The 23,380-nt window shown below is 76.6% G+C and carries 18 protein-coding genes; 10 read left to right on the forward strand and 8 right to left on the reverse strand.

The window, feature by feature from the left end; genetic code table 11:
- The first annotated feature begins 243 nt into the window (after window positions 1–243).
- Both QQY24_RS06590 and QQY24_RS06595 read left to right on the forward strand, forming a co-directional pair.
- Window positions 244–1,917: a PucR family transcriptional regulator gene (locus tag QQY24_RS06590; protein WP_301971729.1), complete on the forward strand. Its 1,674-nt coding sequence runs from the start codon at window positions 244–246 to the stop codon at window positions 1,915–1,917.
- A gap of 132 nt (window positions 1,918–2,049) precedes the next feature.
- The gene (locus tag QQY24_RS06595) at window positions 2,050–2,817 is read left to right on the forward strand and encodes a hypothetical protein (RefSeq protein ID WP_301971730.1); all 768 of its coding nucleotides are present in this window, start codon (window positions 2,050–2,052) and stop codon (window positions 2,815–2,817) included.
- 127 nt (window positions 2,818–2,944) lie between these two features.
- Here the strand turns inward: QQY24_RS06595 and QQY24_RS06600 are convergent, their stop codons facing one another.
- Window positions 2,945–3,739 (reverse strand): GntR family transcriptional regulator, encoded by a 795-nt coding sequence (locus QQY24_RS06600; RefSeq protein ID WP_301971731.1) that lies wholly within the window; start codon window positions 3,737–3,739, stop codon window positions 2,945–2,947.
- 166 nt (window positions 3,740–3,905) lie between these two features.
- Between QQY24_RS06600 and QQY24_RS06605 the strand changes: the two genes are divergently transcribed.
- Together QQY24_RS06605 and QQY24_RS06610 are read left to right on the forward strand one after the other, a co-directional pair.
- Entirely contained in the window at window positions 3,906–4,745 is an 840-nt protein-coding gene (locus QQY24_RS06605; protein ID WP_301971732.1) for a (2Fe-2S)-binding protein, read from the forward strand.
- A 303-nt stretch (window positions 4,746–5,048) separates the two neighbouring features.
- Window positions 5,049–6,089, forward strand: coding sequence for a DUF2637 domain-containing protein (locus QQY24_RS06610; RefSeq protein WP_301971733.1), 1,041 nt, complete (start codon window positions 5,049–5,051; stop codon window positions 6,087–6,089).
- 91 nt (window positions 6,090–6,180) lie between these two features.
- On the opposite strand, the gene QQY24_RS06615 is transcribed toward QQY24_RS06610, so the two are convergent.
- From QQY24_RS06615 to QQY24_RS06640, 6 genes are all read right to left on the reverse strand, one after another.
- Window positions 6,181–6,630: an ATP-binding protein gene (locus tag QQY24_RS06615; RefSeq protein WP_301971734.1), complete on the reverse strand. Its 450-nt coding sequence runs from the start codon at window positions 6,628–6,630 to the stop codon at window positions 6,181–6,183.
- A 494-nt stretch (window positions 6,631–7,124) separates the two neighbouring features.
- Window positions 7,125–8,882 (reverse strand): protein phosphatase 2C domain-containing protein, encoded by a 1,758-nt coding sequence (locus QQY24_RS06620; protein WP_301971735.1) that lies wholly within the window; start codon window positions 8,880–8,882, stop codon window positions 7,125–7,127.
- A gap of 247 nt (window positions 8,883–9,129) precedes the next feature.
- Window positions 9,130–10,347, reverse strand: a complete 1,218-nt coding sequence (locus QQY24_RS06625; RefSeq protein WP_301971736.1) for a GDSL-type esterase/lipase family protein — start codon at window positions 10,345–10,347, stop codon at window positions 9,130–9,132.
- A gap of 256 nt (window positions 10,348–10,603) precedes the next feature.
- On the reverse strand, window positions 10,604–12,037 hold the full coding sequence (locus QQY24_RS06630) for a DNA-3-methyladenine glycosylase 2 family protein (protein WP_301971737.1): 1,434 nt from the start codon (window positions 12,035–12,037) through the stop codon (window positions 10,604–10,606).
- 184 nt (window positions 12,038–12,221) lie between these two features.
- The gene (gene rsgA, locus QQY24_RS06635; protein WP_301971738.1) at window positions 12,222–13,328 is read right to left on the reverse strand and encodes a ribosome small subunit-dependent GTPase A; all 1,107 of its coding nucleotides are present in this window, start codon (window positions 13,326–13,328) and stop codon (window positions 12,222–12,224) included.
- A 313-nt stretch (window positions 13,329–13,641) separates the two neighbouring features.
- The gene (locus QQY24_RS06640; RefSeq protein ID WP_301971739.1) at window positions 13,642–14,961 is read right to left on the reverse strand and encodes a radical SAM protein; all 1,320 of its coding nucleotides are present in this window, start codon (window positions 14,959–14,961) and stop codon (window positions 13,642–13,644) included.
- Window positions 14,962–15,323: 362 nt separating this feature from the next.
- Between QQY24_RS06640 and QQY24_RS06645 the strand changes: the two genes are divergently transcribed.
- The 5 genes from QQY24_RS06645 (at window position 15,324) to mmuM (ending at window position 21,881) form a co-directional block, all read left to right on the forward strand.
- Entirely contained in the window at window positions 15,324–16,577 is a 1,254-nt protein-coding gene (locus QQY24_RS06645; RefSeq protein WP_301971740.1) for an FAD-binding protein, read from the forward strand.
- Window positions 16,578–16,884: 307 nt separating this feature from the next.
- Window positions 16,885–19,794: a glycoside hydrolase family 2 TIM barrel-domain containing protein gene (locus tag QQY24_RS06650; RefSeq protein ID WP_301971741.1), complete on the forward strand. Its 2,910-nt coding sequence runs from the start codon at window positions 16,885–16,887 to the stop codon at window positions 19,792–19,794.
- Between the two features lie 27 nt (window positions 19,795–19,821).
- Window positions 19,822–20,061, forward strand: a complete 240-nt coding sequence (locus tag QQY24_RS06655; protein WP_301971742.1) for a hypothetical protein — start codon at window positions 19,822–19,824, stop codon at window positions 20,059–20,061.
- Between the two features lie 32 nt (window positions 20,062–20,093).
- Window positions 20,094–20,678 carry a TetR-like C-terminal domain-containing protein gene (locus tag QQY24_RS06660; protein WP_301971743.1) on the forward strand — a complete coding sequence of 195 codons (585 nt, stop codon included), beginning with the start codon at window positions 20,094–20,096 and terminating at the stop codon, window positions 20,676–20,678.
- Window positions 20,679–20,954: 276 nt separating this feature from the next.
- On the forward strand, window positions 20,955–21,881 hold the full coding sequence (gene mmuM, locus QQY24_RS06665; RefSeq protein WP_301971744.1) for a homocysteine S-methyltransferase: 927 nt from the start codon (window positions 20,955–20,957) through the stop codon (window positions 21,879–21,881).
- Between the two features lie 114 nt (window positions 21,882–21,995).
- On the opposite strand, the gene QQY24_RS06670 is transcribed toward mmuM, so the two are convergent.
- On the reverse strand, window positions 21,996–22,541 hold the full coding sequence (locus tag QQY24_RS06670) for a MarR family winged helix-turn-helix transcriptional regulator (protein ID WP_301971745.1): 546 nt from the start codon (window positions 22,539–22,541) through the stop codon (window positions 21,996–21,998).
- A 63-nt stretch (window positions 22,542–22,604) separates the two neighbouring features.
- Here QQY24_RS06670 and QQY24_RS06675 point away from each other — a divergent pair, with 63 nt between their 5' ends.
- Window positions 22,605–23,315 (forward strand): SDR family NAD(P)-dependent oxidoreductase, encoded by a 711-nt coding sequence (locus tag QQY24_RS06675; protein WP_301971746.1) that lies wholly within the window; start codon window positions 22,605–22,607, stop codon window positions 23,313–23,315.
- Window positions 23,316–23,380: the final 65 nt, after the last annotated feature.

Genomic DNA, 23,380 nt, shown 5'->3' on the forward strand with positions numbered 1-23,380 from the left:
TACTCCAGCGGGGTCAGTCACCGAAACCATGAAGGAGTTGGCTGGCCATGGCGGGTATCTTGTAGATTCGTATGAACGGAGGTCATCGGTAATCCCGCTGTTTCCCCGGAGAAACGCGAGGCACGCGCGAAGCGGCCCGGCGCCTCTCCGGGAAGGCCGTCCGAGCGCCCCGCACCGGGATCCCTCCCCCCGATTCCCCCACGATCCACCGTAGGTTTCGAGACACAGAACGGCGGCGACGACATGCGGCTGCGCGCACTGCTGGACACCGATGCGCTGGGCCTGCGGCTGCTCGGCGGCGGGAGCGAGCTGGACCGCCCGGTACGCGGGGTCATGACCACCGACCTGCGCGACCCGAGCCGTTACCTCTCCGGTGGCGAGCTGGTCCTGACCGGACTGGCCTGGCGCCGGGGCGCCGCCGACTCCGAGCCGTTCGTGCGGATCCTCGTGCAGGCCGGGGTGGCGGCCCTGGCCGCCGGGGAGGCCGAGCTGGGCGACGTGCCGGACGACCTGGTGCTGGCCTGCGCCCGGCACCGGCTGCCGCTGTTCGCGGTGCACGAGTCGGTGGCGTTCGCGACGATCACCGAGCACGTCGTGCGGCAGGTCTCCGGGGAGCGGGCCGGGGACCTGGCGGCGGTGGTGGACCGGCACCGCCGGATGATGACCTCGGGCCCGGCGGGCGGCGGCCCGGACGTCGTCCTGGACCTGCTCGGCTCCGACCTGGACCTGCGCGCCTGGGTGCTCTCCCCGACCGGCCGGCTGGTCGCGGGCCCCGGCGCGGCGGGCCCGGCGCTGTCCGCGCGGACCTGTGCGCGGCTCGCCGCCGAGCACCTGGCGGCGGCCCGCACGGGCCGGCGCGGACCGCACCGCACCGAGCTGGACGGCGTGGCGTACTCCCTGTTCCCCGTCCGGTCCTCCGGCCGCGCGCCGCGGGCCGCGCGCGACGCCCGCGAGACGGCCCTGTCCGACTGGCTGCTGGCGGTCGAGGCGGACGCCGGGGACTGGCCGGCCGAACGGCTCGACCTGCTGCAGGGCGTCACCCAGCTGATCGCCGTCGAACGGGACCGCCGGGAGGCGGCGCGCACGGTACGGCGCCGGCTCGCCCAGGAGGTGCTGGAACTGGTGCAGACGGGTGCGGCGCCCGCGGAGGTCGCCGCCCGTCTGCGGGTGGCCGCGCCGGTGCTGCTGCCCGGCCTCGGGGCGGCCCCGCACTGGCAGGTGGTCGTGGCCCGCGTCGAGTGGGACGACGGCGGGACGGCGGGCGGCCCGGTCGCGCAGTCCCTGCTGGAGGAGGTCCTCGCCGACCCCCTGGCCGCCGGTCCCGAGCCCGCCGACCGGATCGCCGTCGCGCACGCCGGCGACGAGGCCGTCGCGCTCGTCCCGCTGCCCGCGGTCGCCTCCGGACACGACGGCTCCGAACCGGGCCTGCTCGCCGACGTGCTGCTGCAGGCGGTCCGCGAGCCGCTGTCGGCGGGCCTGGACGGCGACGGGCGGCTCACCCTCGGCGTCAGCGCGGCCGTGCACTCGGCGGAGGGGCTGCGCGGCGCGCTGGAGGAGGCCCGGCACGCCCGCCGGGTCGCCGCGGCCCGTCCCGGCCGGGTCTGCGCGGCCGGCCACCAGGAGCTGGCCTCGCACGTGCTGCTGCTGCCCTTCGTCCCGGACGACGTCCGCCGCGCCTTCACCGCCCGCCTCCTGGACCCGCTGCGCGACTACGACCGCCGCCACCGGGCCGAGCTGATCCCCACCCTGGAGGCGTTCCTGGACTGCGACGGCTCCTGGACCCGCTGCGCCACCCGGCTCCACCTGCACGTCAACACGCTGCGCTACCGGGTGGGCCGCATCGAGCAGCTGACGGGACGGGACCTTTCGCGCCTGGAGGACAAACTGGACTTCTTCCTGGCCCTGCGCATGAGCTGAGGCCGCCCGCCCCACGACTTTGTGAAATCTTTCACCCACCCCCTTGGCCGGTCCCGGGATTGGTGCTGGAATGCCGCCACCACTCAACAGCTCGATGGCGCGCTCGGGGAGGGCAACGTGGCGCATTCCGCCATGTCTGGCAACGGGACGACCGCCGGTGACGATCCGCTCCAGACCGCGGTATGGCGGTTGCGCTCGCGGGCCTGCTGGGCCGACGCGGCGGCCCTGCTGCCGTCGGACACCCCGGCCGCGGCGCTCCAGCGGGCGGTGCTGCTGGTCGAGCGGTGCCTGTACACCGAGCGGGGCTGGCAGGAGGCCGAGGACGCCCTGCGCACCGCGGAGGCGCTCGCGCACACCGACGAGGAGCGGGGGGCCGCGGCCTGCGAGCGCGGCCAGCTCGCCTACGCCGCCACGCTGCACGGTGTGCGGGACCGGGCGGACGAGGCGCGGGCCGCGCTGGGCCGGGCGGCGGCGCTGATCCCTCCCGGGGGTGCGGGCAGGGCGCTGCTGGACTTCCGACGGGGCCTGCTCGCCGAGAACCTGGCCCGCTCACCGCAGGCCGCCCGCGCCGCGTACCGGCGCGCGCACACGGCCGCCGCCGCGCGCGCCGACCAGCTGCTGCTGTCCTCCACCTGGCGCCACCTGGCCGGACTGGCCCTGCGGGACGGCGAGCTGGCCGAGGCCCGGCACGGTTTCACCGAATCACTGCGGATCCGGGAGGAGCTGGGCTACCTGGTGGGCACGGCTCCCGCACTGGCCTCCCTGGCGGACACGGAGAGCGAACCGGAGGCCTCCCGCCTGCGGGAGGAGGCCGGGCGGCTGTTCCGGCTGCTCGGCGGCGTACCGACCTGGCTGGCCCGGTACTTGAGCCCGCCGGCGGCGGGGGCGGCGACGGCGTAGCGAGCGGTCGGGGAGGCGCGCCTCCCCGGAGCGCCGCGTCGGCGGCCGGGCGCGGAAAGGGGCGCGGAGGACCGCGCGACGGGCCACCCGCGCCCGGCGCACGTGCCGCGGCCCCGCCGCGCACGCCTCAGCCCGCGCCCCCGAAGTGCCGGCGCACCAGCTCCCGCGCCCGCTCCAGCTCCCCCGCGGCCAACGCGTCCAGCAGCGCCGTGTGCTCCGCCGCGTCGGCCGCGAGGTCCGCCCGTCCGGGCCGGGCCGGGGAGCCGACCAGCGGCCACTGCGAGCGCCGGTGCAGGTCCTCGGCGCAGCGCACCAGCTGCTCGTTGCCGGACAGGGACAGCATCGCCCGGTGCAGGGCGCGGTCGGCCTCCGCGTACTCCGCCGGGCAGCCGGAGGACGCCGCGCGGACCGTCTCCCGCGCGAGCGGCCGCAGCCCGGCCCACCGATCGGCCGGCACCGTGTGCGCGAGCCGCAGCAGTACCGGCACCTCGATCAGTGCCCGCACCTCGGCCAGCTCGGCCAGCTCCCGCAGCCCCCGCTCGACGACCCGGAAGCCGCGGTTGGGCACGACCTCGACGGCACCCTCCAGCGCGAGCTGCTGCATGGCCTCGCGCACGGGCGTGGCCGACACCCCGAAGCGTTCGCCGAGGCCCGGGCCCGAGTAGACCTCCCCGGGCCTCAGCTCGCCGGTGACCAGTGCCGTGCGCAGCGCGTCGAGGACCTGCCCGCGCACCGAGGAGCGCTGCACGACGGGCCGCCCCCGCGCCCCGGGCCCCTCGTCGTGGAGGTGCTCACCGCGCACGCCCGGCACCGCGGCGTCCCGGGTCCGGGCCGTCCCGGCCCGGACCTCCGCCGGGTGCGCCTGCGCGGGCACCCGGACGGTGCGCGGCGTTCCGGTGGAGCCCTGCACGCCCTGCTTCACGGGGTCCCCCTCCGGCTTGTCGGTGTTGGGGCCATTAACGGCGGGTTGTCACTCATACGTCAAGCACCTTAGGGGCACACGCCGGCAGTTCAAACTCCCCGAAGAACGGGTAAGGTGAGCCTTACCTTTACAGTTCGTCCCGCGACCAAGGACCGGTGGTTCCGCCATGCCCGCTGCGGCCTCACCCCTCACCGCCGCGTACGCCCGTCTCGCCGAGGCCTTCCCGGGGCTGTCGGTGACCGTCCTGGACCCGTCCGGGCGGCTGCCCCGGGGCGGCGGCTGGACCGACGGCGCCGGGCTCGCGGCGGGGGGCGCCGAACTCGACGCCTACCTCGCCCGGGACGAGGCGCAGGTCCTGCGGGACTACGGCCGGCGGGCCCGTCCGGACGTCGTCGCGAGCTTCGGCCTGCACCGCTACGCCTGGCCGGCCTGCCTGCTGTTCACCGTCCCGTGGTTCCTGCTCCGCAGGGTGCCCCGGCTGCCCGCGACCGAGGTCGCCCACCACCGCGCGGCCGGCCGGATGGCCGTGCGCCCCGTCTCCTTCGCCTGCTTGCCGGAGGACCCGGCGGCCGCGCTCCCCGGCGCGGTCGTCGTGGCGGACGAGGAGGCGCTGCGGGCCGAGGTGCGGGCGGCCGTCGCCGAGCACCTGGAGCCGGTGCTCGCCGCCTTCGGGCCGCGGATGCGGCGGCGCGGGCGCGCGCTGTGGGGCATGGCGACGGACGAGGTCGTCGAAGGACTGTGGTACGTCGCCCACCTGCTCGGCCGGCCCGAGGAGGCGCGGGCCGTGCGGGAGCTGGAGCTGCTGCTGCCGGGGGCGACCCGGCCGTACGTCGGCTCGGCCGCGTTCCGGGTGCTGACCGGTCCGGACGGCGAGCCGCTGCCCACCCGGTCCCGGGCGAGCTGCTGCATGTTCTACACCGTGCGGCCGCAGGACACGTGCGCCACCTGTCCGCGCACCTGCGACAGCGACCGCGTCGCCAAACTCGCGGCGGGCGCCGCCGCCTGAGGGGACCTCAGGTCCGCAGCACCGCCGGGCGTCCACTAAGATCAACGCGATGGGACCGCCCACCCGCGGACAGGTGATTCACAACTTCCTCACCTATCACGGGAACTTTCCCGTGAACCATCCGTGCGGGTAGTCTTATTCGAACTCAACTCCCGCCCCTCACGCGGTAGTTCGAGCAGAACGCCGCCCTGGGCATCCCCTTGCGTCTCCCTGGCGGCCTCTTGCCCCGAAATCCCCTGAGGGCCGTCGGGAGTGGGCCACCATGGCGGGCGTTACGCCCTATCCCAATGCAAGGGACCCCTGATGAGATTGACCGACATATCGCTGGACTGGCTGCTTCCGGGCGCCGTGCTGCTCCTGGGCGTGCTGGCGGCGGTGGCGGTGCTCGCGCGCGGCAAGCGCTCCTCCGGGGAGAACGCGAGCGCGGACGACTCGTGGGAGCGCAGCGAGGAGCGCCGCAGGCGCAAGGAGGCCATCTACGGCACGGCCTCCTACGTGCTTCTGTTCTGCTGTGCGGCGGTGGCGGCCGCCCTGTCCTTCCACGGCCTCGTCGGTTTCGGCGAGCAGAACCTCGGGCTGACCGACGGCTGGCAGTACCTGGTGCCCTTCGGCCTGGACGGCGCGGCGATGTTCTGCTCCGTGCTCGCGGTGCGGGAGGCCAGCCACGGCGACGCGGCCCTCGGCTCCCGCATACTCGTGTGGATGTTCGCCGCGGCGGCGGCCTGGTTCAACTGGGTGCACGCGCCGCGGGGCGCGGGACACGACGGCGCGCCGCAGTTCTTCTCCGGCATGTCCCTGTCGGCGGCCGTCCTGTTCGACCGGGCGCTGAAGCAGACCCGCCGGGCCGCGCTGCGCGAGCAGGGCCTGGTGCCGCGTCCGCTGCCGCAGATCCGCATAGTGCGCTGGCTGCGGGCCCCCCGCGAGACCTACCGGGCCTGGTCGCTGATGCTCCTGGAGGGCGTGCGCAGCCTGGACGAGGCGGTCGAGGAGGTCCGCGAGGACAAGCGGCAGAAGGAGGAGACGCGGCAGCGGCGGCGTGACCAGCAGCGGGTGGAGCGCGCCCAGCTGAAGGCGATCAGCCGGGGCCACCGCGGCTTCGTCGGCCGGTCCGGCGGCCGGCAGGTCGAGGTGCAGGCCGTGGAGCGCGGATCGGCGCCGGCGACCGCGGAGCCTGCCCTAGCGTCGCCGGAACTGCCCGCACGCTCCAGGCCCTCCCTCCAGCCGGTCCGCAAGGGCGCTGAGCAGGTCACCGTCGACCTCACCGCGGAGGACGACACGATGGCCCTGCCGCGCCTGGACTCCCTGGAGCGCAAGCTGAAGGACCTGGAACAGCAGTTCGGCTGACGACACCACGGCCGGACCCACGGGACGGGGCGCGACCCGCACGGGTCGCGCCCCGTCCCGTCGCCGTCGTCCGTACGGTCCCCGCCGCGCGTCAGGCGGCCTGGGCGCCGAGCTCGAACCACACCGACTTGCCCACGCCGTGCGGCCGTACGCCCCAGGAGTCGGCGAGGGACTGCACCAGGACCAGTCCGCGGCCGTGCGTGTCGTCGTCCGGGTCCGGGACCCGTGGGCGCGGCCGGTGGGCCAGGAAGTCCCTGACCTCCACGCGCACCCCGTCCGGTGAGACGACGGCCGTCAGCACGGCGTCGTCGTCGGTGTGGACCAGCGCGTTGGTGACGAGTTCGCTGGTGAGCAGTTCGGCGATCTCCGAGCGGCCCGGTCTGCCCCAGTGCCGCAGCAGCGCGCGCACTTCCCGGCGCGCCTCGGGCACCGCCCTGAGGTCCGCCCGGCCCAGCGTGCGCCTGAAGCGGTGTGTGTGCCCCCGTTCCGTGATCGTGCCGGTCTCTTCCCGCGTTTTCGCCGAGGAGACCCCTATGGCCACGGGGCCGCCCCCTCCCGCCTGCCTCGTCATGACCCCCCGCCCGCGCGCCGCCGGCTCCGCCCCTCCTGGTCGAACACGTTCACGGAAACCATGCCCAGTGCGGTCGCGGGCAGTCATGGCCGCTGCCCGACGGCCGCCTGTTCGGCCACACCGGTACGGCCCCCCGGCCCGTCCCGGACGCGCGGCGCACCCGTACCACACCCGTCAGGACGGCCCCACGGTGCCACAGGCGTCCCGGGGCGGTGGGCCGAGGACGTCCGGCCCCCGGCTCCGGTCCGCCGGTCACACGGCGTGAAACTGGCCGGAAACCGACCTTCCGTGCTGTTCCGTCGGGGCCGGTACCCGTTGCGGGGGGGCTGGAGCGGGCCGCCCGGAGCACGCGGCCGACGCCGCCTCCCCCAGCACGGTCCCGGAGGCGGACGGCGCGGACCCGGTGGTGGGCCCTTGGGTCCGCGCGGATCCCTCCGGCCCCCACGGAGGCACGGCGGCCGCGCTCACGCCTCCCAGACGGCGGCCGCCGTGCGGTCGCCGTCGTAGCCCTCCACCCGCACCTGGACGTCCGTGAGGAAGGCGGCCAGGCCGGGCGGGGTGGCGCAGGACCAGCGCCGGGCCAGGTGGGTACAGAGGGCGGGCTCGCCGCGCAGCGGGTCGGCCAGGCCGGGGGTGCACATCACCAGCGCGTCCCCCGGGCGGGCCACCGAGGCGCGGAACCGGAAGGGCGCGCGGGGCGGCTTCGGGGCCGGTTCGTACGGGCTCGGCGGGGTCGGGATGCCGAGGTCCGTGGTCAGCCGGTCGCCCCCGGCGGTCCCCCCGGGCGGCGACCCGAAGCCGACGGCGGGGTCACCGGGGCCGGCGGCGGGCGGCACCGGCTCGATGTCCTGCCACGCGCCGTCCCGCAGCCGGAACAGGCCTCCGTCGCCGACCCCGAAGAACACCCGGGTACGGCAGTCGGGGTCGGCGGGCAGCAGCAGGCAGCGCAGGCCGGCGGTGTACTCCTCCGGGTCGGCGCCCTGCTCGGCGGCGCCGGCGCGCAGCTTGCCGAGGGTGCGGTCGGTGAGCCGCTGGAGTCCCGACTTCAGCTCGCCGCGCCGGGCCGCCCGGATGTCCTCCGCGAGCCGCCGGTGGCTGCGACCCACGGCCTGGCCGATCCACCGGCACGCCTCGGCCGCCGCCCGGTGCGCCTGCGGCGTGGCGCGCGCGCCGGCGGCCATCGCGACGAGCACCAGCGCCCGCTCCCCCGCCCCGAACCGCGCGATCAGCAGCGCGTCCCGCCGCGGTTCGCCCCGGTACCGCGCCGCGTCCCCCCGCAGCGACACGGCCCGCACCGTGCACGCCCCGTACCGGGCCCCGTCCAGCACGGTGTCGGCGACGAGTTCCCCCAGCGCGTCCGGATCGGCGGGGGGCAGCGCGGTGGGCTCGGAATCGTGGGCGGCCGCCCCGGAACCGACGTGGTCGCGCGGGGCGGGGCGTGGGGCGGCGGGGGCTGCGGGGGCTGCGGGGGGAGGGGCGGAAGGAAGAGGGGAGGGAGGGGAGGGAGGGGAGGGAGGGGAGGAGGGACCGGCCGGGGAGTGGGGGGCGGCCGGCCGGGGGGTGGACTGCGGGGGAGGCACAGGAGGCACAGCAGGCACAGCAGGCATGGGCGGCAGGGGAGGCTCGGGCCTCTCGCGCGCCGGCTCCCCGGGCGGCGCCGGGCGGAGCGCGGCGGGGCTTCCGGAGCCCCACCAGGGGGATCCGGCGGGCGGGGCGGCCCCGGGGTGCCCGGGCGGCCCGGGCGACCCGGGCACCCCGGGCGGAGAGGCGGGTCCGGCCGGCGCCGGACGGCCGGACCCAGCGGGTGGCGGCGGTGTCGGGCCGCCGGCCGGCGGTACCGGCCCGTCGGCCGGGGCCGCGGGGCCGTCCGACGGCGGCGTCGCTGCCGTTCCCGCGACCGGCTCCGCCGGTGGTTCCCCGGTCGGCGGGGCGATCGGCGGCCGGGGAACCCCGGCGGGAGGGTTCTTCCCCGCCGGGGACGGGGAGGCGTCGCGCCGGGGCGGGAGGGCCGGCCCGCCGGACGGCTGTTCGGGGCCGGAGGGCTCGGTCGCGGGGTCGTTCTCCACCGCCGGTCGGCCCGTCACCGTGTTCCTCGCCGAGGCGAAGCGGTCGTCCAGGGAGTCGGGCGCGGCCGTGGGGCCCGTGTCCCCGGTGGAGTCGTCGTACAACTGCCCCCACCAGTCGTCCTCGTGACGAGCGGGCGTACCCCCCTGCTGGTTCATGTCCCCATTGTCACCGCCCGGGCCGCGGGGAAACGGGGCATCGGGAAAATCGCGCGCGTCCGGTGACCCGGCACCTCACCCAGGGGAGCGAGTACGAACTTCCGTACGAGCGGTGGACGTTGGCCGCCGGACGGTCCCGTCCCCACCGGCCGGGGGGCCGCCGTGCGGCACCGGAGCGACCCGGCCCCGTGTCCCTTCGGCGCGACGGGACCGCCCGCCCGCCGGTCGCGGGGCGGGGCCGGGGCGGTCAGCGGGGCCGGGTGCCTCCGATGGCGGTGACGACCGGCCGGTGGGCCAGGGCGCGGGCGACGGCGCCGGCCACGGCGCGCATGCCCGCGTCGTTGAGGTGCAGGTGGTCGCCGGGGTCGTAGCCGGGCCGGATGCGCCCTGGGTCGGCGGGGTCGCGTACGGCGGCGTCGGCGTCGGCGACCGCGTCGAAGGCACCGCCGGTGCGGATGAACGCGTTGACCCGCTGCCGCACGGCCTCCCGGGCCGGGGTGTGGGCCGGATGGCCGCCGTACGGGGTGAGGGTGACGCCGACGGCCCGGATGCCGCGGGCGTGGGCACGGGCGACGAGCGTGCGGTAGGCGCGGGCGAGGTCTGCGGGATCGGCCGCCCCGGAGGTGCCCTTGATGTCGTTGATGCCCTCCAGCACGACCAGGACGCGGACGCCGGCCCGGTCCAGGGCGTCGGCGTCCAGGCGGGCGAGGGCGCTGGGCCCGGTGCCGTCGCGCAGCAGCCGGTTGCCGGCGATCCCGGCGTTCAGGACGCCGAGCCGGTGGGCGCGCAGCCGTGCGGCGAGCAGGTCGGGCCAGCGGTGGTTGGTGCCGGGGGTGGAGCCGGTGCCGTCGGTGAGGGAGTCGCCGAGCGCGACGAGCGTGCCGGCGGCGGCGGAGCGGACGTCGACGCCGGTGACGTAGTACCAGTGGTGCGTGGTCCCGGTGTACGCCGAGCCGCTCTCGTCGGCGGCCCCGGCGGCGCCGTCGGGGGCGAGGTAGCTGGTCTGCAGGGCGGTGCCGTGGTAGGTGGCCGGGCCGCCGCCGGTGGGGGTGAGGACGGTGACGAGGAGGTCGGCGGCGCCCCGCACGACGAGCGGCACCGGGTCGCTGAGCAGGTCCCGGCCGGGCGGGACGGTGGCGGTGCGGGCGCCGCGGAAGGTGGCGGCGCGCAGGGTGCCGGGTACGGCGGCGGCACCGCTGCGGCGCACCGCGACGGTGACCGCGCCGAGGACGAGGGGGGCGGTGCCGAACCGGTTGCTGAGCCGGACGCGCACGGCGGTGCCGCCGACGCTGAGGTGGACCACGTTGCGGACGGCGGTGCCGGGCAGCGCGCGGGCGGTGCCGGAGGGGGCCGTCTCCCAGGTGCCGGTCCAGGGCAGCGGCGCCGGTTCGGCGACGGCCGGTGCCACCGTGGCCGGCACCGTCCCGAGCAGCAGTGCCCCGAGGAACCGCCCCGCCTTGCCCATGCGTGCGCCCGCCCGTCCTCGCCGGTGACCCGTTCGCAGGTGACCGTGCCACAGGGCCCGGCCGACCGCCGGGACCACCGCCCCACGTCCACCCGGTCGGACCAGTGGGCACGGACGACGGCCGTGCGGAGCGGGTGGCGGTGTGCGGGACCGGTGGCGGGGCAGGCCGCCGCCGCGGCAAAACCGCGTGTCCGCCTCCGTGCCCGTCCCGTCCCGGCCGGGGCGGGGCGGGCACGGAGGCGTGTGGGCGGCTCCCTCAGTGGCCCGGTTCCCCCGCGACCCGCAGGTGCTGGACGGCGTACGACCGCCAGGGCCGCCAGCTGTCGGGCGCCCGCACCCCGGGGGGCGCCACGTCCGGGTCGCCGAGGGCGCGGGCGCGGACGACGGCGACGACGGCCGGGCCCAGGCCGGGCAGGGTGCGCAGCACCTCCTCGGCGTCGTCCCGGTCGGCACCGGGATCCAGCCCCAGGGTGCCGTCGGCGAGCGCGGCGGCGAACGCGCCCAGCGGCCCGCCGGGCTCGGCCTCGGCGAGGACGGCCGCCTCCGGGAACACGTGGGTGAGGCTGCCGCAGGGCGCGTCGAGCGCCTTGCCGTACCGCCGCACCAGCCTGCCCCAGGCCTCGTTCCGCCCGGGTGCGCGGGCTCCCGCGGCGCCCCCCGTCCCCACCAGGGCGCGTACCGCGGGTTCCAGCGGGTCCACGGCGCCGGGCGAGCGCAGTCCGGGGCGGGCGGCGACCAGTGGGGCGAGCCGGGGGTCGGTGCCGAGGCGCTCGTCGACGGCGTAGGGGTCGGCGTCGAGGTCGAACAGCCGCCGCAGCCGCTGCGCGGCGGTCGTCAGGTCCCGCGGGTCGGTCAGCCGCAGCCGTGCGTCGAGCCAGCCGCCCGGCCGCGTGCCGCCGCCCGCACGCGGCCCCCGGGTGCGCTCCCGCACGGCGGCGATCGCCGTGCCGTACGGCAGGCGCAGGGTGCGCCGGTAGGTGCGGTTGCCCGGCGGGCCGGTCACCTCCTCGACGCCGGGTACGGCTTCGCGGGCCAGTTGGTCGAAGACGGCGGCGGCCTGGTAGGGGCCGCGGTGGGCGAGGCGCAGCGGGATGCCGGTGTCCGGCGTGGCCCGGCACGCTTCCCGGCCCCCGGGCGCGGCGGCCCGCAGCGCGGTCGGCGTGGCGGCGTACACCTCCCGGACGGTGTCGTTGAACTGGCGCACGCTGGCGAACCCGGACGCGAACGCGATCTCGGTGACGGGCAGGTCGGTGGTCTGCAGCAGTGTCCGCGCGGTGTGCGCCCGCTGGGCCCGGGCCAGGGCCACGGGTCCGGCGCCGAGTTCGGCGGTGAGCTGGCGCTGCACGTGCCGGGCGCTGTAGCCGAGGCGGGCGGCGAGCCCGGCGACGCCCTCGCGGTCCACGACCCCGTCGGCGATCAGGCGCACGGCCCGGCCGACGACGTCCGCGCGGACGTTCCACTCGGCGGACCCCGGCGCGGCGTCCGGCCGGCACCGCCGGCAGGCCCGGAACCCGGAGCCCTGCGCGGCGGCGGCCGTCGGGAAGAACCGCACGTTGTGCCGCTTCGGCGTCACCGCGGGGCAACTGGGCCGGCAGTAGATCCCGGTGGTGCACACCCCGAAGAAGAATGCCCCGTCGAACCGCCCGTCCCGGCTCCGCACGGCCTCGTACCTGCTGTCCTCGTCCCTCACGCGTCCCAGTGTGGGCCGCGGGACGCCCCCGGACCAGCGGAAATCGGACGTGCAGCACGGGCCCGCGCGGCCCGCCGGCCCGGTGCGCACGACCGGCCCGTCCGGCGTCCGGGAGCAACCCGTTTCGGGGCCGGGGCGGGGTCCGGGGGCGGCGGCCCCGGACCCCGCCCCGGCCGGGGCCGCCCTACTTCCACCGCCCCCGCTTCGCCTCCATCGCCGCCCGGCCCTCCGCCCCCCTCCGCTTCCAGTCCTTGCGCAGCTCCGCGCGGACCCGCGCGTCGGTCTTGGCGACGATCCACTGGTTCTCCCGGATCAGCTTCCGGTAGCTCTCCAGCCGCCGCGCCGCGAGCTCCCCGCTCCCCACGGCGGAGCGCACCGCGCAGCCGGGTTCGCTCTCGTGCGCGCAGTCGTGGAACCGGCACCGCCGGGCCAGTTCCTCGATCTCGGAGAACACCTGCCCGACCCCGTCCTCGGCGTCGAAGAGGCCGACGCCCCGCAGCCCGGGGGTGTCGATGAGCACGCCGCCGCCGGGCAGGGCGAGCAGGTTGCGGGTGGTGGTCGTGTGCCGGCCCTTGCCGTCGGTGTCGCGGGCGGCCCGCACGTCCATGACGTCCGTGCCGACGAGGGCGTTGGCGAGGGTGGACTTGCCCGCGCCGGACTGCCCGAGCAGTACGGACGTACCGGAGCCGGTGAGGGCGAGCAGCACGTCCAGGCCGTCGCCGTGCAGGGCGCTGACGGTGAGCACGGGCACGCCGGGCGCGGCCGTCTCGACGTCCTGGACGAGGTGGGCCAGGGTCACCGGGTCCGGCACCAGGTCGGCCTTGGTGAGCGCGACCACGGGCCGGGCCCCGGACTCCCAGGCCAGCGCCAGGAACCGTTCGACGCGGCCGAGGTCGAGCTCGGCGGCGAGGGACACGGCGACGACGGCGTGGTCGACGTTGGCGGCGAGGATCTGCCCCTCGGACCGCTTGGAGGAGGTGGAGCGCACGAAGGCGGTCCGGCGCGGCAGGTACGCGCGGACGTAGCGGGGGGTGCCGCCGGGTTCGACGGCGACCCAGTCGCCGGTGCACACGACCCGCAGCGGATCGTGCGGGGTGACGAAGGCGGTGTCGGCGCGGACGGTCCCGTCCGCGGTGACCACGTCGCACTGGCCGCGGTCGACGCGGACGACCCGGCCGGGCAGCAGGCCCTGGGACGCGTACGCGGTGAACGCGTCGGCCCAGGCGTCGTCCCAGCCGTAGGGAGCGAGCGCGGAGGAGACAGGGGTGCCGGAAGGCAGGTGGGAGGACAAGGGAGAGGGAGACCCTTCACAAGGGGCGGCCCGGCGGGCGCACGTCGGCGCGGATCGGTCAGCCGGCGGCCGCGGAGGTGGACTTGAGGACTTCCTGGATGAGGGCAGCGCCCGGCACAGTGACAGCCATCGGTCGACACCTCCTCGTCCTCACTCGTCGGTACGCACGCCACCTCGACGCGCAGGCCAACTGTAGTCCGCCGCCCGCGCGTCACGTCAACGTGTTTTCCCCACGGCGCCCGCGGTCCGGGCCCGGCGCCCGGCGCCGCTCCCGCGGGACCGGTCGCCCGGCGGCCGGCCCGCCCCGCGGCGCTCAGACCTCCGCCGGCTCCTGCGCGGGCAGGCTGTCCATGAAGGAGCTGACGGAGAAGACCGCGCGCCCGGGTCCGGGCGGGCCGTACCCGGGCGGGGAGGACAGGCCGAAGTCGTCCATCGTGGCCCGGTACGCCTGCAGCAGGCGGATGTGGTACTCCAGCGGGGCGCCCTGCGGGTTTGCCTTGCCGAGCGGGGTGGTGGGCTCGGGGCACCAGGTGGTGAAGCGGGGCGTGATGCCGTGCGACATGAAGAAGCGCAGCCCCTCGGTGGTGGAGGCGATGGCCTCGTCGACGGTGGTGAAGCCGAACGGCTCCGCCATCTCCACGCCCGCCACGAAGTTCGGGATCACGTTGCGCGCGCCGAACACCTCGGCGGAGTCGAGGATGCGGCGGTGCCACTCGTCGCGGCCGACGTAGCGCTCCTTGCCGGGGCAGTACAGCTCGAACAGCCGGCGGTCCCACACCTCGAAGTTGGGGTGGTAGATCTGCACGCCGTGGTCCTTGAACCGCTGCACGTCCGCCTTGGGCAGCGCCTGGGCGACGACCTTGCCGATCCAGCGGCCCGGGAAGCGCTCCTCGATGGCCTTGGCGTAGTGGCCGTAGAAGTCGGCCTCGTCCCGGCCGGCGACCGTCCTGGTGATGGCGCCACCGGTGAGGGTGTAGGCGGTGGAGGCCTTCTGGGTGTCGTACCGGTCGATGATCTCCAGCGCCTCCAGGACCTCCTCCACGTCCTTGACGCCCGTGTACGGCCGCCCGGCCGCCTTGTGCTGGCGCCAGTTGTGGTTGATGTCGCAGTACTGGCACTCCTCCTTGGCGCCGAAGTACTGGCAGACCCGGAAGACGGTCAGGTAGATCAGGTAGCCCCACTGGATGGTCGGGGCCACCTCCATGACGGACTTCCCGTTGGAGAGGGTGTGCCGGTAGTACTCGGGCATGGGGGGCACGCCGACGTCGGCGATCCGCCCGCCGTCGAGGTAGAGCCCGAGCAGCCCCTCGTCGTCGGCGGCGACCCGGTACGGCGAGGAGGGGTTCACCCGCACGGAGACCACGGTCCGCCGCAGGTCGTAGGGGCCGCCGGTGAGGATGATCTCCTCCGGGGGCCGTCGCAGCGCGGCCTCGCCCAGTTCGGGCAGGGTGCCGTGGTCGAAGGAGAAGATGAAGTACGACTTCGGCTTGACCTCGCCGCCCTCGTTGTCACTGAGCGCGGACGGGTCGAAGGCGACGCCGCCGCGGAGCAGGTCCTCCTTGAGGACGGCCTCCCGCGGCACCTGCGGGAACCGCTCCATCAGATCCTCGACCAGCGCGGTACGGCTGCCCATCCCGTGTCTCCTCCCGGCTCGGACGTACGACTCCTCACGGTATGCCCCCGCCCCCGCGGGGACGGGAGCGGGGTCCCCCGGTGCGGCGGGGCTGGCCGGGGCGGCGCCGCGCGGCCCCTCACGCCGTCCGGTCGAGCGTCGCGGGGTCGACCGCGTGCAGCAGGTCCTCCCCCGCCGACAGCCGTGCGGCCTCCTCCGCCACCGTGCGGCCGAACCGGGCCACCTCGGCGGACGGGGCGGACGGGGCGGACGGGAGCGGAGCGGGCGGACAGCGGGGAAGCGCTCCGCACGGGGCCCTCCACGGCGGGCCGCGGCGGATGAGAGGGTCGACGCACACGCACTCACCGGGAGGGACGACAGGGATGGCACAGCCGGCGCAGACGGTCACCAACTGGGCGCGCAACATCACCTACACGGCCAAGGAGTTCCACCGCCCGCGGACCCTCGACACGCTGCGGACCCTGGTGGCCGGCAGCGCGCGGATACGCGTGCTGGGCAGCGGTCACTCCTTCAACCGGATCGCCGATCCCGGCGACGAGGGCGTGCTCGTCTCGCTCGCCGCCCTGCCGCCGGTGACCGACGTGGACACCGCGGCCCGCACGGTCCGCGTCTCGGGCGGCGTCCGGTACGCGGAACTCGCCCGCACCGTGCACGCGCACGGGCTCGCGCTGCCCAACATGGCCTCGCTGCCGCACATCTCGGTGGCCGGCTCGGTGGCGACCGGCACCCACGGCTCGGGCGTGGGCAACGGGCCGCTCGCGTCGGTGGTGCGGGAGGTGGAACTGCTCACGGCGGACGGTTCGACGGTGACGGTGGCCCGCGGCGACGCCGGGTTCGACGGGTCCGTGACCTCGCTCGGCGCGCTCGGCGTGGTCACCGCGCTCACCTTGGACCTGGAGCCGTCGTACGGCGTGGAACAGCACGTGTTCACCGAACTTCCCCTGGAGGGGCTGGACTTCCCGGCCGTGGCGGCATCGGCGTACAGCGTGAGCCTGTTCACCGACTGGCGCGCGCCGGGCTTCCGGCAGGTGTGGCTCAAGCGGCGCACCGACCAGCCGGCCGTGGACTTCCCCTGGGCCGCGCCCGCGACCGAGGCCCTGCACCCGGTGCCGGGCATGCCCGCGGTCAACTGCACCCGGCAGTTCGGGGTGCCGGGGCCGTGGCACGAGCGGCTGCCGCACTTCCGGGCGGAGTTCACGCCGAGCAGCGGGACGGAACTGCAGTCGGAGTACCTGCTGCCGCGGCCGTCGGCCGTCGACGCCCTGCACGCGCTGGACGGCATACGGTCCACCGTGGCCGGTGTGCTGCAGACCTGCGAGGTGCGGACCGTCGCCGCCGACCCGCAGTGGCTCAGCCCGGCCCACGGCCGTGACTCGGTGGCCCTGCACTTCACCTGGGTCGAGGACACGGCGGCCGTGCTGCCGGTGGTCCGCCGGGTCGAGGAGGCGCTGGACGCCTTCGATCCGCGTCCGCACTGGGGCAAGGTGTTCACCGTGCCGGCGACGGTGCTCGGTGGGCGGTACCCGCGCCTGGCCGACTTCCGGGCCCTGGCCGCGTCCCTCGATCCGGCCGGCAAGTTCAGCAACGCGTTCGTGCGGGAGGTCCTCGGCACGTGAGCGGGTGGCCCGAGGAGAAGGCCGCCCCGGAGCGCGCGCCGCGCGGCGTGTGCACCGCGAACCGCTCCGGGGCGCTGCGCCGGGCCGTCGCCGTGTCCCCCGCGGCCCGGCGGGAGCGGGTTTCGCGCCCGGGCGGGCCCGGCGGCCGCCGGGAACCCGCCGTCCCGGCCCTGCGGGGTTTCAGCCGCTCCCGGTTCCGGCAGTACTTCCTCGGGTTCCTCCGGCCTTCCTCGGGTTCCTCCGGCGCCGCCGGTGCGGGGGAGCTCGCGGACCGGTGCCGAGGGCCGGGGGCCGAGCTAGGAGACCTATGTCTTTCCGCACGACCGACTACGTCGAGGACGTCTCACCGGGCAGCGGGATCCTGCCGCCGCGCGCCTGGTACGCGTCCTCGGACGCCCCGTCCCTCTCCCTGAACGGCAGTTGGCGGTTCCGGCTGTCGGACACGGCCGACGCGGAGGACGACTCCTTCGCGGCGCGGGGATACGACGCCGGCGCCTGGGCGCGGGTGCGGGTGCCCGGCCACTGGGTCCTGCAGGGTCACGGCGCCCCGGTATACACCAACCACCTCTACCCGTTCCCGGTCGACCCGCCCCGCGTGCCGACGCAGAACCCGACCGGCGACCACCTGCGCGCCTTCGACCTGCCGGCCGGCTGGCCGGCCGGCGGCGGGGCGGTCCTGCGCTTCGACGGGGTGGAGTCCTGCGCCCGGGTCTGGCTCAACGGCACGGAACTCGGCGTGTTCAAGGGCTCCCGGCTGCCGCACGAGTTCGCGGTCGGCCACCTGCTGGAACCCGCCGGCAACGTCCTCGCGGTGCGGGTCCACCAGTGGTCGGCGGGCTCGTACCTGGAGGACCAGGACCAGTGGTGGCTGCCCGGCGTCTTCCGTGACGTCACCCTGCTGCACCGCCCGGCCGACGGCGTCCCGGACTTCTTCGTGCACGCCTCCTACGACCACGTCACCGGCACCGGCACCCTGCGTGTCGACTGCGGCGCGGACGCCCGGGTGACCGTGCCGGACCTCGGCGTCGACGCCGCCGCCGGAGAGGCGGTGACGGTGCCGGTCGAGCCGTGGTCGGCGGAGAGGCCGAGGCTGTACGACGGGGTGCTGGCCACCGGGGGCGAGCGGGTGCCGCTGCGCGTGGGCTTCCGCACGGTGGAGCTGTCGGACGGGCTGATCCGGGTCAACGGCCGGGCGGTGCTGTTCAAGGGCGTCAACCGGCACGAGTGGCACCCGGTGCGGGGCCGCGCGCTGGACCCGGCGACGATGCGCGAGGACGTGCTGCTGATGAAGCGGCACAACATCAACGCCGTCCGCACCTCCCACTACCCGCCGCACCCCGCCTTCCTGGACCTGTGCGACGAACTGGGCCTGTGGGTCGTCGACGAGTGCGACCTGGAGACCCACGGCTTCACCGAGCAGGCCTGGCGGGACAACCCGGCCGACGACGACCGCTGGACCCCGGCCCTGCTCGACCGGGCCGCCCGCATGGTCGAGCGCGACAAGAACCACCCCAGCGTGGTGGTCTGGTCCCTGGGCAACGAGGCCGGCACCGGCCGCGGCCTGACCGCGATGGCCCGGTGGATCCACGGTCGCGACCCCTCCCGCCCCGTGCACTACGAGGGCGACCCCCACTGCCGGGACACGGACGTGTACTCGCGGATGTACGCCGACCACGCCGAGGTCGAGCGGATCGGCCGGGGCCTGGACGGCGGTCCGCGCGAACGCCGCCGGCTCCCCTTCGTCCTGTGCGAGTACGGGCACGCCATGGGCAACGGCCCCGGCGGCCTCGCCGACTACCAGCGCCTCTTCGAGGCGCACGACCGGCTCCAGGGCGGCTTCGTCTGGGAGTGGATCGACCACGGCATCGAGGACGAGCGGTACGGCTACGCCTACGGCGGTGACTTCGGCGAGGAACTGCACGACGGCAACTTCGTCTGCGACGGGCTGCTGTTCCCCGACCGGCGGCCCTCGCCCGGCCTGGCCGAGTACAAGAAGGTGATCGAGCCCGTCGCGATCCGCGCGGCCGCGGCGGACGGCACCGTGCGCGTCACCAACGCGTACGACTTCGCCGACCTGTCGGCGCTGGCGTTCACCTGGTCGTACGAAGTGGAGGGCGAGCCGGTCGCCTCCGGTGCCCTCGCGGTGCCGGCGCTCGCGCCCGGCGGGTCCGCCGACGTCCGGCTGCCCGCGCCGCCGGCCGCGGTCCTAGTCGGCGAGGCGTGCTGGACGGTGCGGGCGCTGCTCGCGGCGGACGCCGCGTGGGCGCCCGGGGGCCACGTCGTCGCCTGGGGGCAGGTGCCGGCGTCCGCCCGCCGGGTGCCGTCGGTGGCCGCGACCGCCGCGCCGGTGGCGGGCGCCGGGACCATCGCCCTCGGCCCGGCCGTGTTCGACGCCCGCACCGGCGCGCCGAGGACGGTCGGCGGCGTGGCCGTCACCGGCCTGTGCCTGGACGTGTGGCGGGCCACCACCGACAACGACGACGGCGCCGCCTGGCAGGGCGGCGTCCGCCACGGTCCGCTGTGGCGCGAGCTGGGCCTGCACCGCATGCGGCACCGGCTGGACGCGGTGGAGGCGGCCGGCGACGCGCTGACGGTCCGCACGCGGGTCGCCGCGGCGGGCCGGGAGACGGGGCTGTCGACGGTGTACCGCTGGACGTCGGACGGGGACCGGCTGCGGCTGACGGTGTCCGTCACGCCCGAGGGCGACTGGACGGTGCCGCTGCCCCGGCTCGGCATCCGCTTCGGGCTGTCCGGCGACCGCACCGACGGGGTGACCTGGTTCGGCGGCGGTCCCGGCGAGGCGTACCCGGACACCGGGACGGCGTCCGTGGTCGGCCGCTGGCGGTCGACCGTCGACGCCCTGCAGACGCCGTACGTCCGTCCGCAGGAGAACGGCGCCCGCGCCGGCGTCCGCTGGGCGGAACTGGGCGGTCTGCGCGTCGAGGGCGACCCGGAGTTCTTCCTCACCGCCCGCCGCTGGACCACCGGGCAACTGGACGCGGCGGCGCACCGCACCGACCTCGTCCCCGGCGACACGGTGTGGGTCAACCTCGACCACGCCCAGCACGGCATCGGCTCCCAGTCCTGCGGCCCCGGCCCGCTGCCCCGGTACCACCTGCGGGCGGAGCCGGCGCGGTTCTCGTTCGTCCTCTCCGCACCGGCCGCACCGGCCGCACCGGACCGGCGGCCGGGGGCGCCGGGGGCGCCGGCCGGCTGAGTGGGGTGCGCGGGTGACACCGCAGCCGTGGACCGCCGCGTCCGGCTCGCCGTCGAGGTGCGCGGCGAGCCGGACGGACGGGAGCCGGCGACCGGGGCGTTCACCGCGCAGGGCGGGCGGCGCGCCCTCCGCCCCGGACGCGCACGACATCCGCGGGTCGGTCGGGCCGGGCCGCAGGGGGCGGGCCGATCCGCGCCGCCGGTCCCCACGGTCGCGCCGGCCGCCCTGCTGGTCCCGGCCGCCCGCGCCCCCGCCCGGGTGCCCTAGGGTACGGCCAGGCATCCAAGGAGGTGGCTCCCATGGCCCGTGCGGGGCTGACCGCCGAGCGGCTGGTCGCGGCGGCCGCCGACCTCGCGGACGAGGTGGGCTTCGCGAACGTCAGCCTGTCGGCACTGGCCCGGCGCTTCGGGGTGAGGGACGCCAGCCTGTACTCGCACGTCCGCAACCTGCACGACCTGCGCACCCGGCTCGCACTGCACGCGGGCGGCGAACTCGTCGACCGGATCGAGGCGGCGGTGGCCGGCCGGGCCGGGAAGGAGGCGCTGACCGCGTTCGCCGGCGCCTACCGGTCCTACGCCCTGGAGCACCCCGGCCGGTACGCGGCCACGCAGATCCGCATCGACCAGTCCCTGCTGGCCGGCTCCCCCGCCCTGCGCCGCACGGCCGAGGTCACCTACGGGATGCTGCGCGCCTACGGCCTGGACGAACCCGACCTGACCGATGCCGTGCGCCTGCTGCGCAGCACCTTCCACGGTTACTGCGTCCTGGAGTCCACCGGCGGTTTCGGCGCGGCCCGGGACGTGCGGGCCTCCTGGGACAAGGCGGTGGAGGCCCTGCACCTCGCCCTCGCGCACTGGCCCCGGGAGCGGGACGGCGACGGCTGAGCCGCGCCCCCGCCCCGAGCCGCCGGGGGACGCCTCACTCCCCGGCGCCGACCTCCACCCCGGAGGCGTCCAGGCGCGCCCGCACCACGGCGCGCCCGAGGCCGGCCTGCGGGTCCGGCCCGGCGTGAGCGGCGTGCGGCCGGTGAGCGCGCCGAGCCAGGGCGGGGCGGCGGGGGTGCGGGGTGCGGGGCGGGTCGTGACCGCGGCCCGTGCGGACTGCTTCCCGGCCCGGGACACGGGGGCACGCGGGGCACGCCGTTCGGCTAGCGTCGGGGCATGACCGCCGCCTCCTCCCCCCGCTTCGCCGACGCCCTCGCCGCCGGGACGCTCGTGCTCGACGGCGGCCTGTCCAACCAGCTGGAGGCGGCCGGGCACGACCTGGGGGACGAGCTGTGGTCGGCACGGTTGCTCGCCGAACGGCCCGAGGCGGTCACCGAGGCGCACCTGGCCTACTTCGCGGCGGGCGCGGACGTGGCGATCACCGCCAGCTACCAGGCCACCTTCGAGGGCTTCGCGAGGCGGGGCACGGGCCGGCGGGAGGCCGCGCGGCTGCTGGCGCTCAGCGTGGAGCTGGCCCGCGGGGCGGCCCGGCGGGCCCGGGCGGCCGGGACCGCGCGGCCCCTGTGGGTGGCGGCGTCGGCCGGTCCGTACGGGGCGATGCTCGCGGACGGTTCCGAGTACCGGGGGCGCTACGGACGGAGCGTGGACGAGCTGGAACGGTTCCACCGGCCCCGGCTCGAGGTGCTGGCCGCGGCCGGTCCCGACGTGCTGGCGCTGGAGACGGTGCCGGACGCGGAGGAGGCCGCCGCGCTGCTGCGGGCCGCGCGGGGGCTGGGGGTGCCCGCCTGGCTGTCGTACACCGTCGAGGGCCGGCGCACGCGGGCCGGGCAGCCGCTGGAGGAGGCGTTCGCGGTCGCCGCCGGGGCGGACGAGGTCATCGCGGTCGGGGTCAACTGCTGCGCGCCGCGGGACGCGCGGTACGCGGTCGAGACCGCGGCCCGAGTGACGGGCAAGCCGGTCGTGGCCTACCCCAACAGCGGCGAGGTGTGGGACACCCGGGCGCGTGCCTGGAAGGGGCCGAGCACCTTCACCGCCGAGCAGGTCAGGAGCTGGCGGGAGGCGGGGGCCCGGCTGGTCGGCGGGTGCTGCCGGGTGGGACCGCGGACGATCGCCTCCGTGGCGGACGCGCTGCGCCCGGCCTGAGCGCGGGCCCGCCGGCCGCCGCTCCACGGGAGCCGGGCGCACCGGGGGCCGTCGGCGGGAACGCTTGCGCCCGCGGTCCGGGCCGGCGGGAGCGGGCCGCCGGGGACGGGACGGTCACTGCGCGGCGTGGACCGTGCGCCGCTGGACGTCGGCCGTCAGCTTCTCCAGCAGCGCCATGAGCCCGGTCCGTTCGTCCTGCGACAGACCGCTGACGAGGCGGGCCTCCCGCCCCAGCACGATGTCGACGGACCGCTCGACGAGCGCGTGCCCCTCGGCCGTCAGGTGCACCACGACGGTCCGGCGACCGGTGGTGCCCGGCGTCCGCCGGACGAAGCCGTCGCGTTCGGCCCGGGCCACGCGCTGCGAGATCGCGCCGGCCGTCACCAGGGTGCGCCGGGTGATCTCGCGCGTGCTGAGGGCGTAGGGCGGGCCGGAGCGGCGGATGACGGACAGCAGGTCGAGGGTGGCCGCGTCGATCCCGGCCTCCCGCAGGGCCCGGGCGCGGTCGTCGGCGAAGAGCTTGGCCAGCCACCAGATCGGAGTGACGATCTCGATCGACCCGGTCGGGGTGCCGGGGCGCTCCCGCCGCCAGGCCGCGGCGATCTCGGCGGGGGTGTGGGCGGGCACGGGCCCCTCCGGTGCGAAGACGGCCTCGGCCACGGCGGGATCCCCTCACACATGGGTTACGTTTAGGCCTAAACGTAACACTGGGCAGGAGGAATCGTGACTCGCACCGTTCTCATCACCGGGGGCACCAGCGGCATCGGCCGGGCCATCGCCGCGAGGTTCGCCGCCGACCGGGCGGAGGTCTTCGTCACCGGCCGCACCCCCGACACCGTCGAACGGACCGCCAAGGAGCTCCAGGTGCACGGCGTGGTGTGCGACGCGACCAACTCCGCGCAGGTGGAGGCGCTCGCCGACCGGCTCGGCGCACTGGACGTCCTGGTCAACGCCGCCGGCGGGCTCGCCCCGGCCACGACCGCGCCGTCCCTCGACGCGCTGCTCTCCCGGTGGCGGGCCGACCTGGCGCAGAACCTCCTCAGCGCGGTGCTGACCACGGCCGCCGTCCAGGACAAGCTCACCGGCGACGGTTCCGTCATCAGCATCGGCTCCATCGGCGCCGAGCGCCGGGGCGGCTCCTACGGGGCGGCCAAGGCCGCGCTGGCCGCGTGGAACGCCTCGCTGTCCGCCGAGCTGGCTCCCCGGGGCGTGACCTGCAACGTCATCTCCGCGGGCTATGTCACCGGCACCAACTTCTTCCGCGGCGGGATGACCGACGACCGCCACCGCGCGCTGGTGGAGGAGACGCACAACAAGCGGCCGGGCACGGTCGACGACATCGCCGGAACCGCCCACTTCCTCGCGTCCCCGGGGGCCCGGCACCTCACCGGCCAGACCATCCACGTCAACGGCGGTGCCCACACCACGCGTTAGCGCAGCCGGCGCTCGTCCCGGGCCCGCCCCGAGCAGGCCGGCCCGCGCGGTCCCGCCCCCGGCAG

It is taken from the genome of Streptomyces sp. TG1A-8 (assembly GCF_030499535.1).
In the GTDB taxonomy this organism is placed as follows: Bacteria; Actinomycetota; Actinomycetes; order Streptomycetales; family Streptomycetaceae; genus Streptomyces.

Coding starts and splice junctions, on each gene's coding strand:
- QQY24_RS06590 (WP_301971729.1), top strand. CDS start 244: ATGCGGCTGCGCGCACTGCTGGACACCGATGCGCTGGGCCTGCGGCTG.
- QQY24_RS06595 (WP_301971730.1), top strand. CDS start 2,050: ATGTCTGGCAACGGGACGACCGCCGGTGACGATCCGCTCCAGACCGCG.
- QQY24_RS06605 (WP_301971732.1), top strand. CDS start 3,906: ATGCCCGCTGCGGCCTCACCCCTCACCGCCGCGTACGCCCGTCTCGCC.
- QQY24_RS06610 (WP_301971733.1), top strand. CDS start 5,049: ATGAGATTGACCGACATATCGCTGGACTGGCTGCTTCCGGGCGCCGTG.
- QQY24_RS06620 (WP_301971735.1), bottom strand. CDS start 8,882: ATGAACCAGCAGGGGGGTACGCCCGCTCGTCACGAGGACGACTGGTGG.
- QQY24_RS06625 (WP_301971736.1), bottom strand. CDS start 10,347: ATGGGCAAGGCGGGGCGGTTCCTCGGGGCACTGCTGCTCGGGACGGTG.
- QQY24_RS06640 (WP_301971739.1), bottom strand. CDS start 14,961: ATGGGCAGCCGTACCGCGCTGGTCGAGGATCTGATGGAGCGGTTCCCG.
- QQY24_RS06645 (WP_301971740.1), top strand. CDS start 15,324: ATGGCACAGCCGGCGCAGACGGTCACCAACTGGGCGCGCAACATCACC.
- QQY24_RS06650 (WP_301971741.1), top strand. CDS start 16,885: ATGTCTTTCCGCACGACCGACTACGTCGAGGACGTCTCACCGGGCAGC.
- QQY24_RS06660 (WP_301971743.1), top strand. CDS start 20,094: ATGGCCCGTGCGGGGCTGACCGCCGAGCGGCTGGTCGCGGCGGCCGCC.
- mmuM (WP_301971744.1), top strand. CDS start 20,955: ATGACCGCCGCCTCCTCCCCCCGCTTCGCCGACGCCCTCGCCGCCGGG.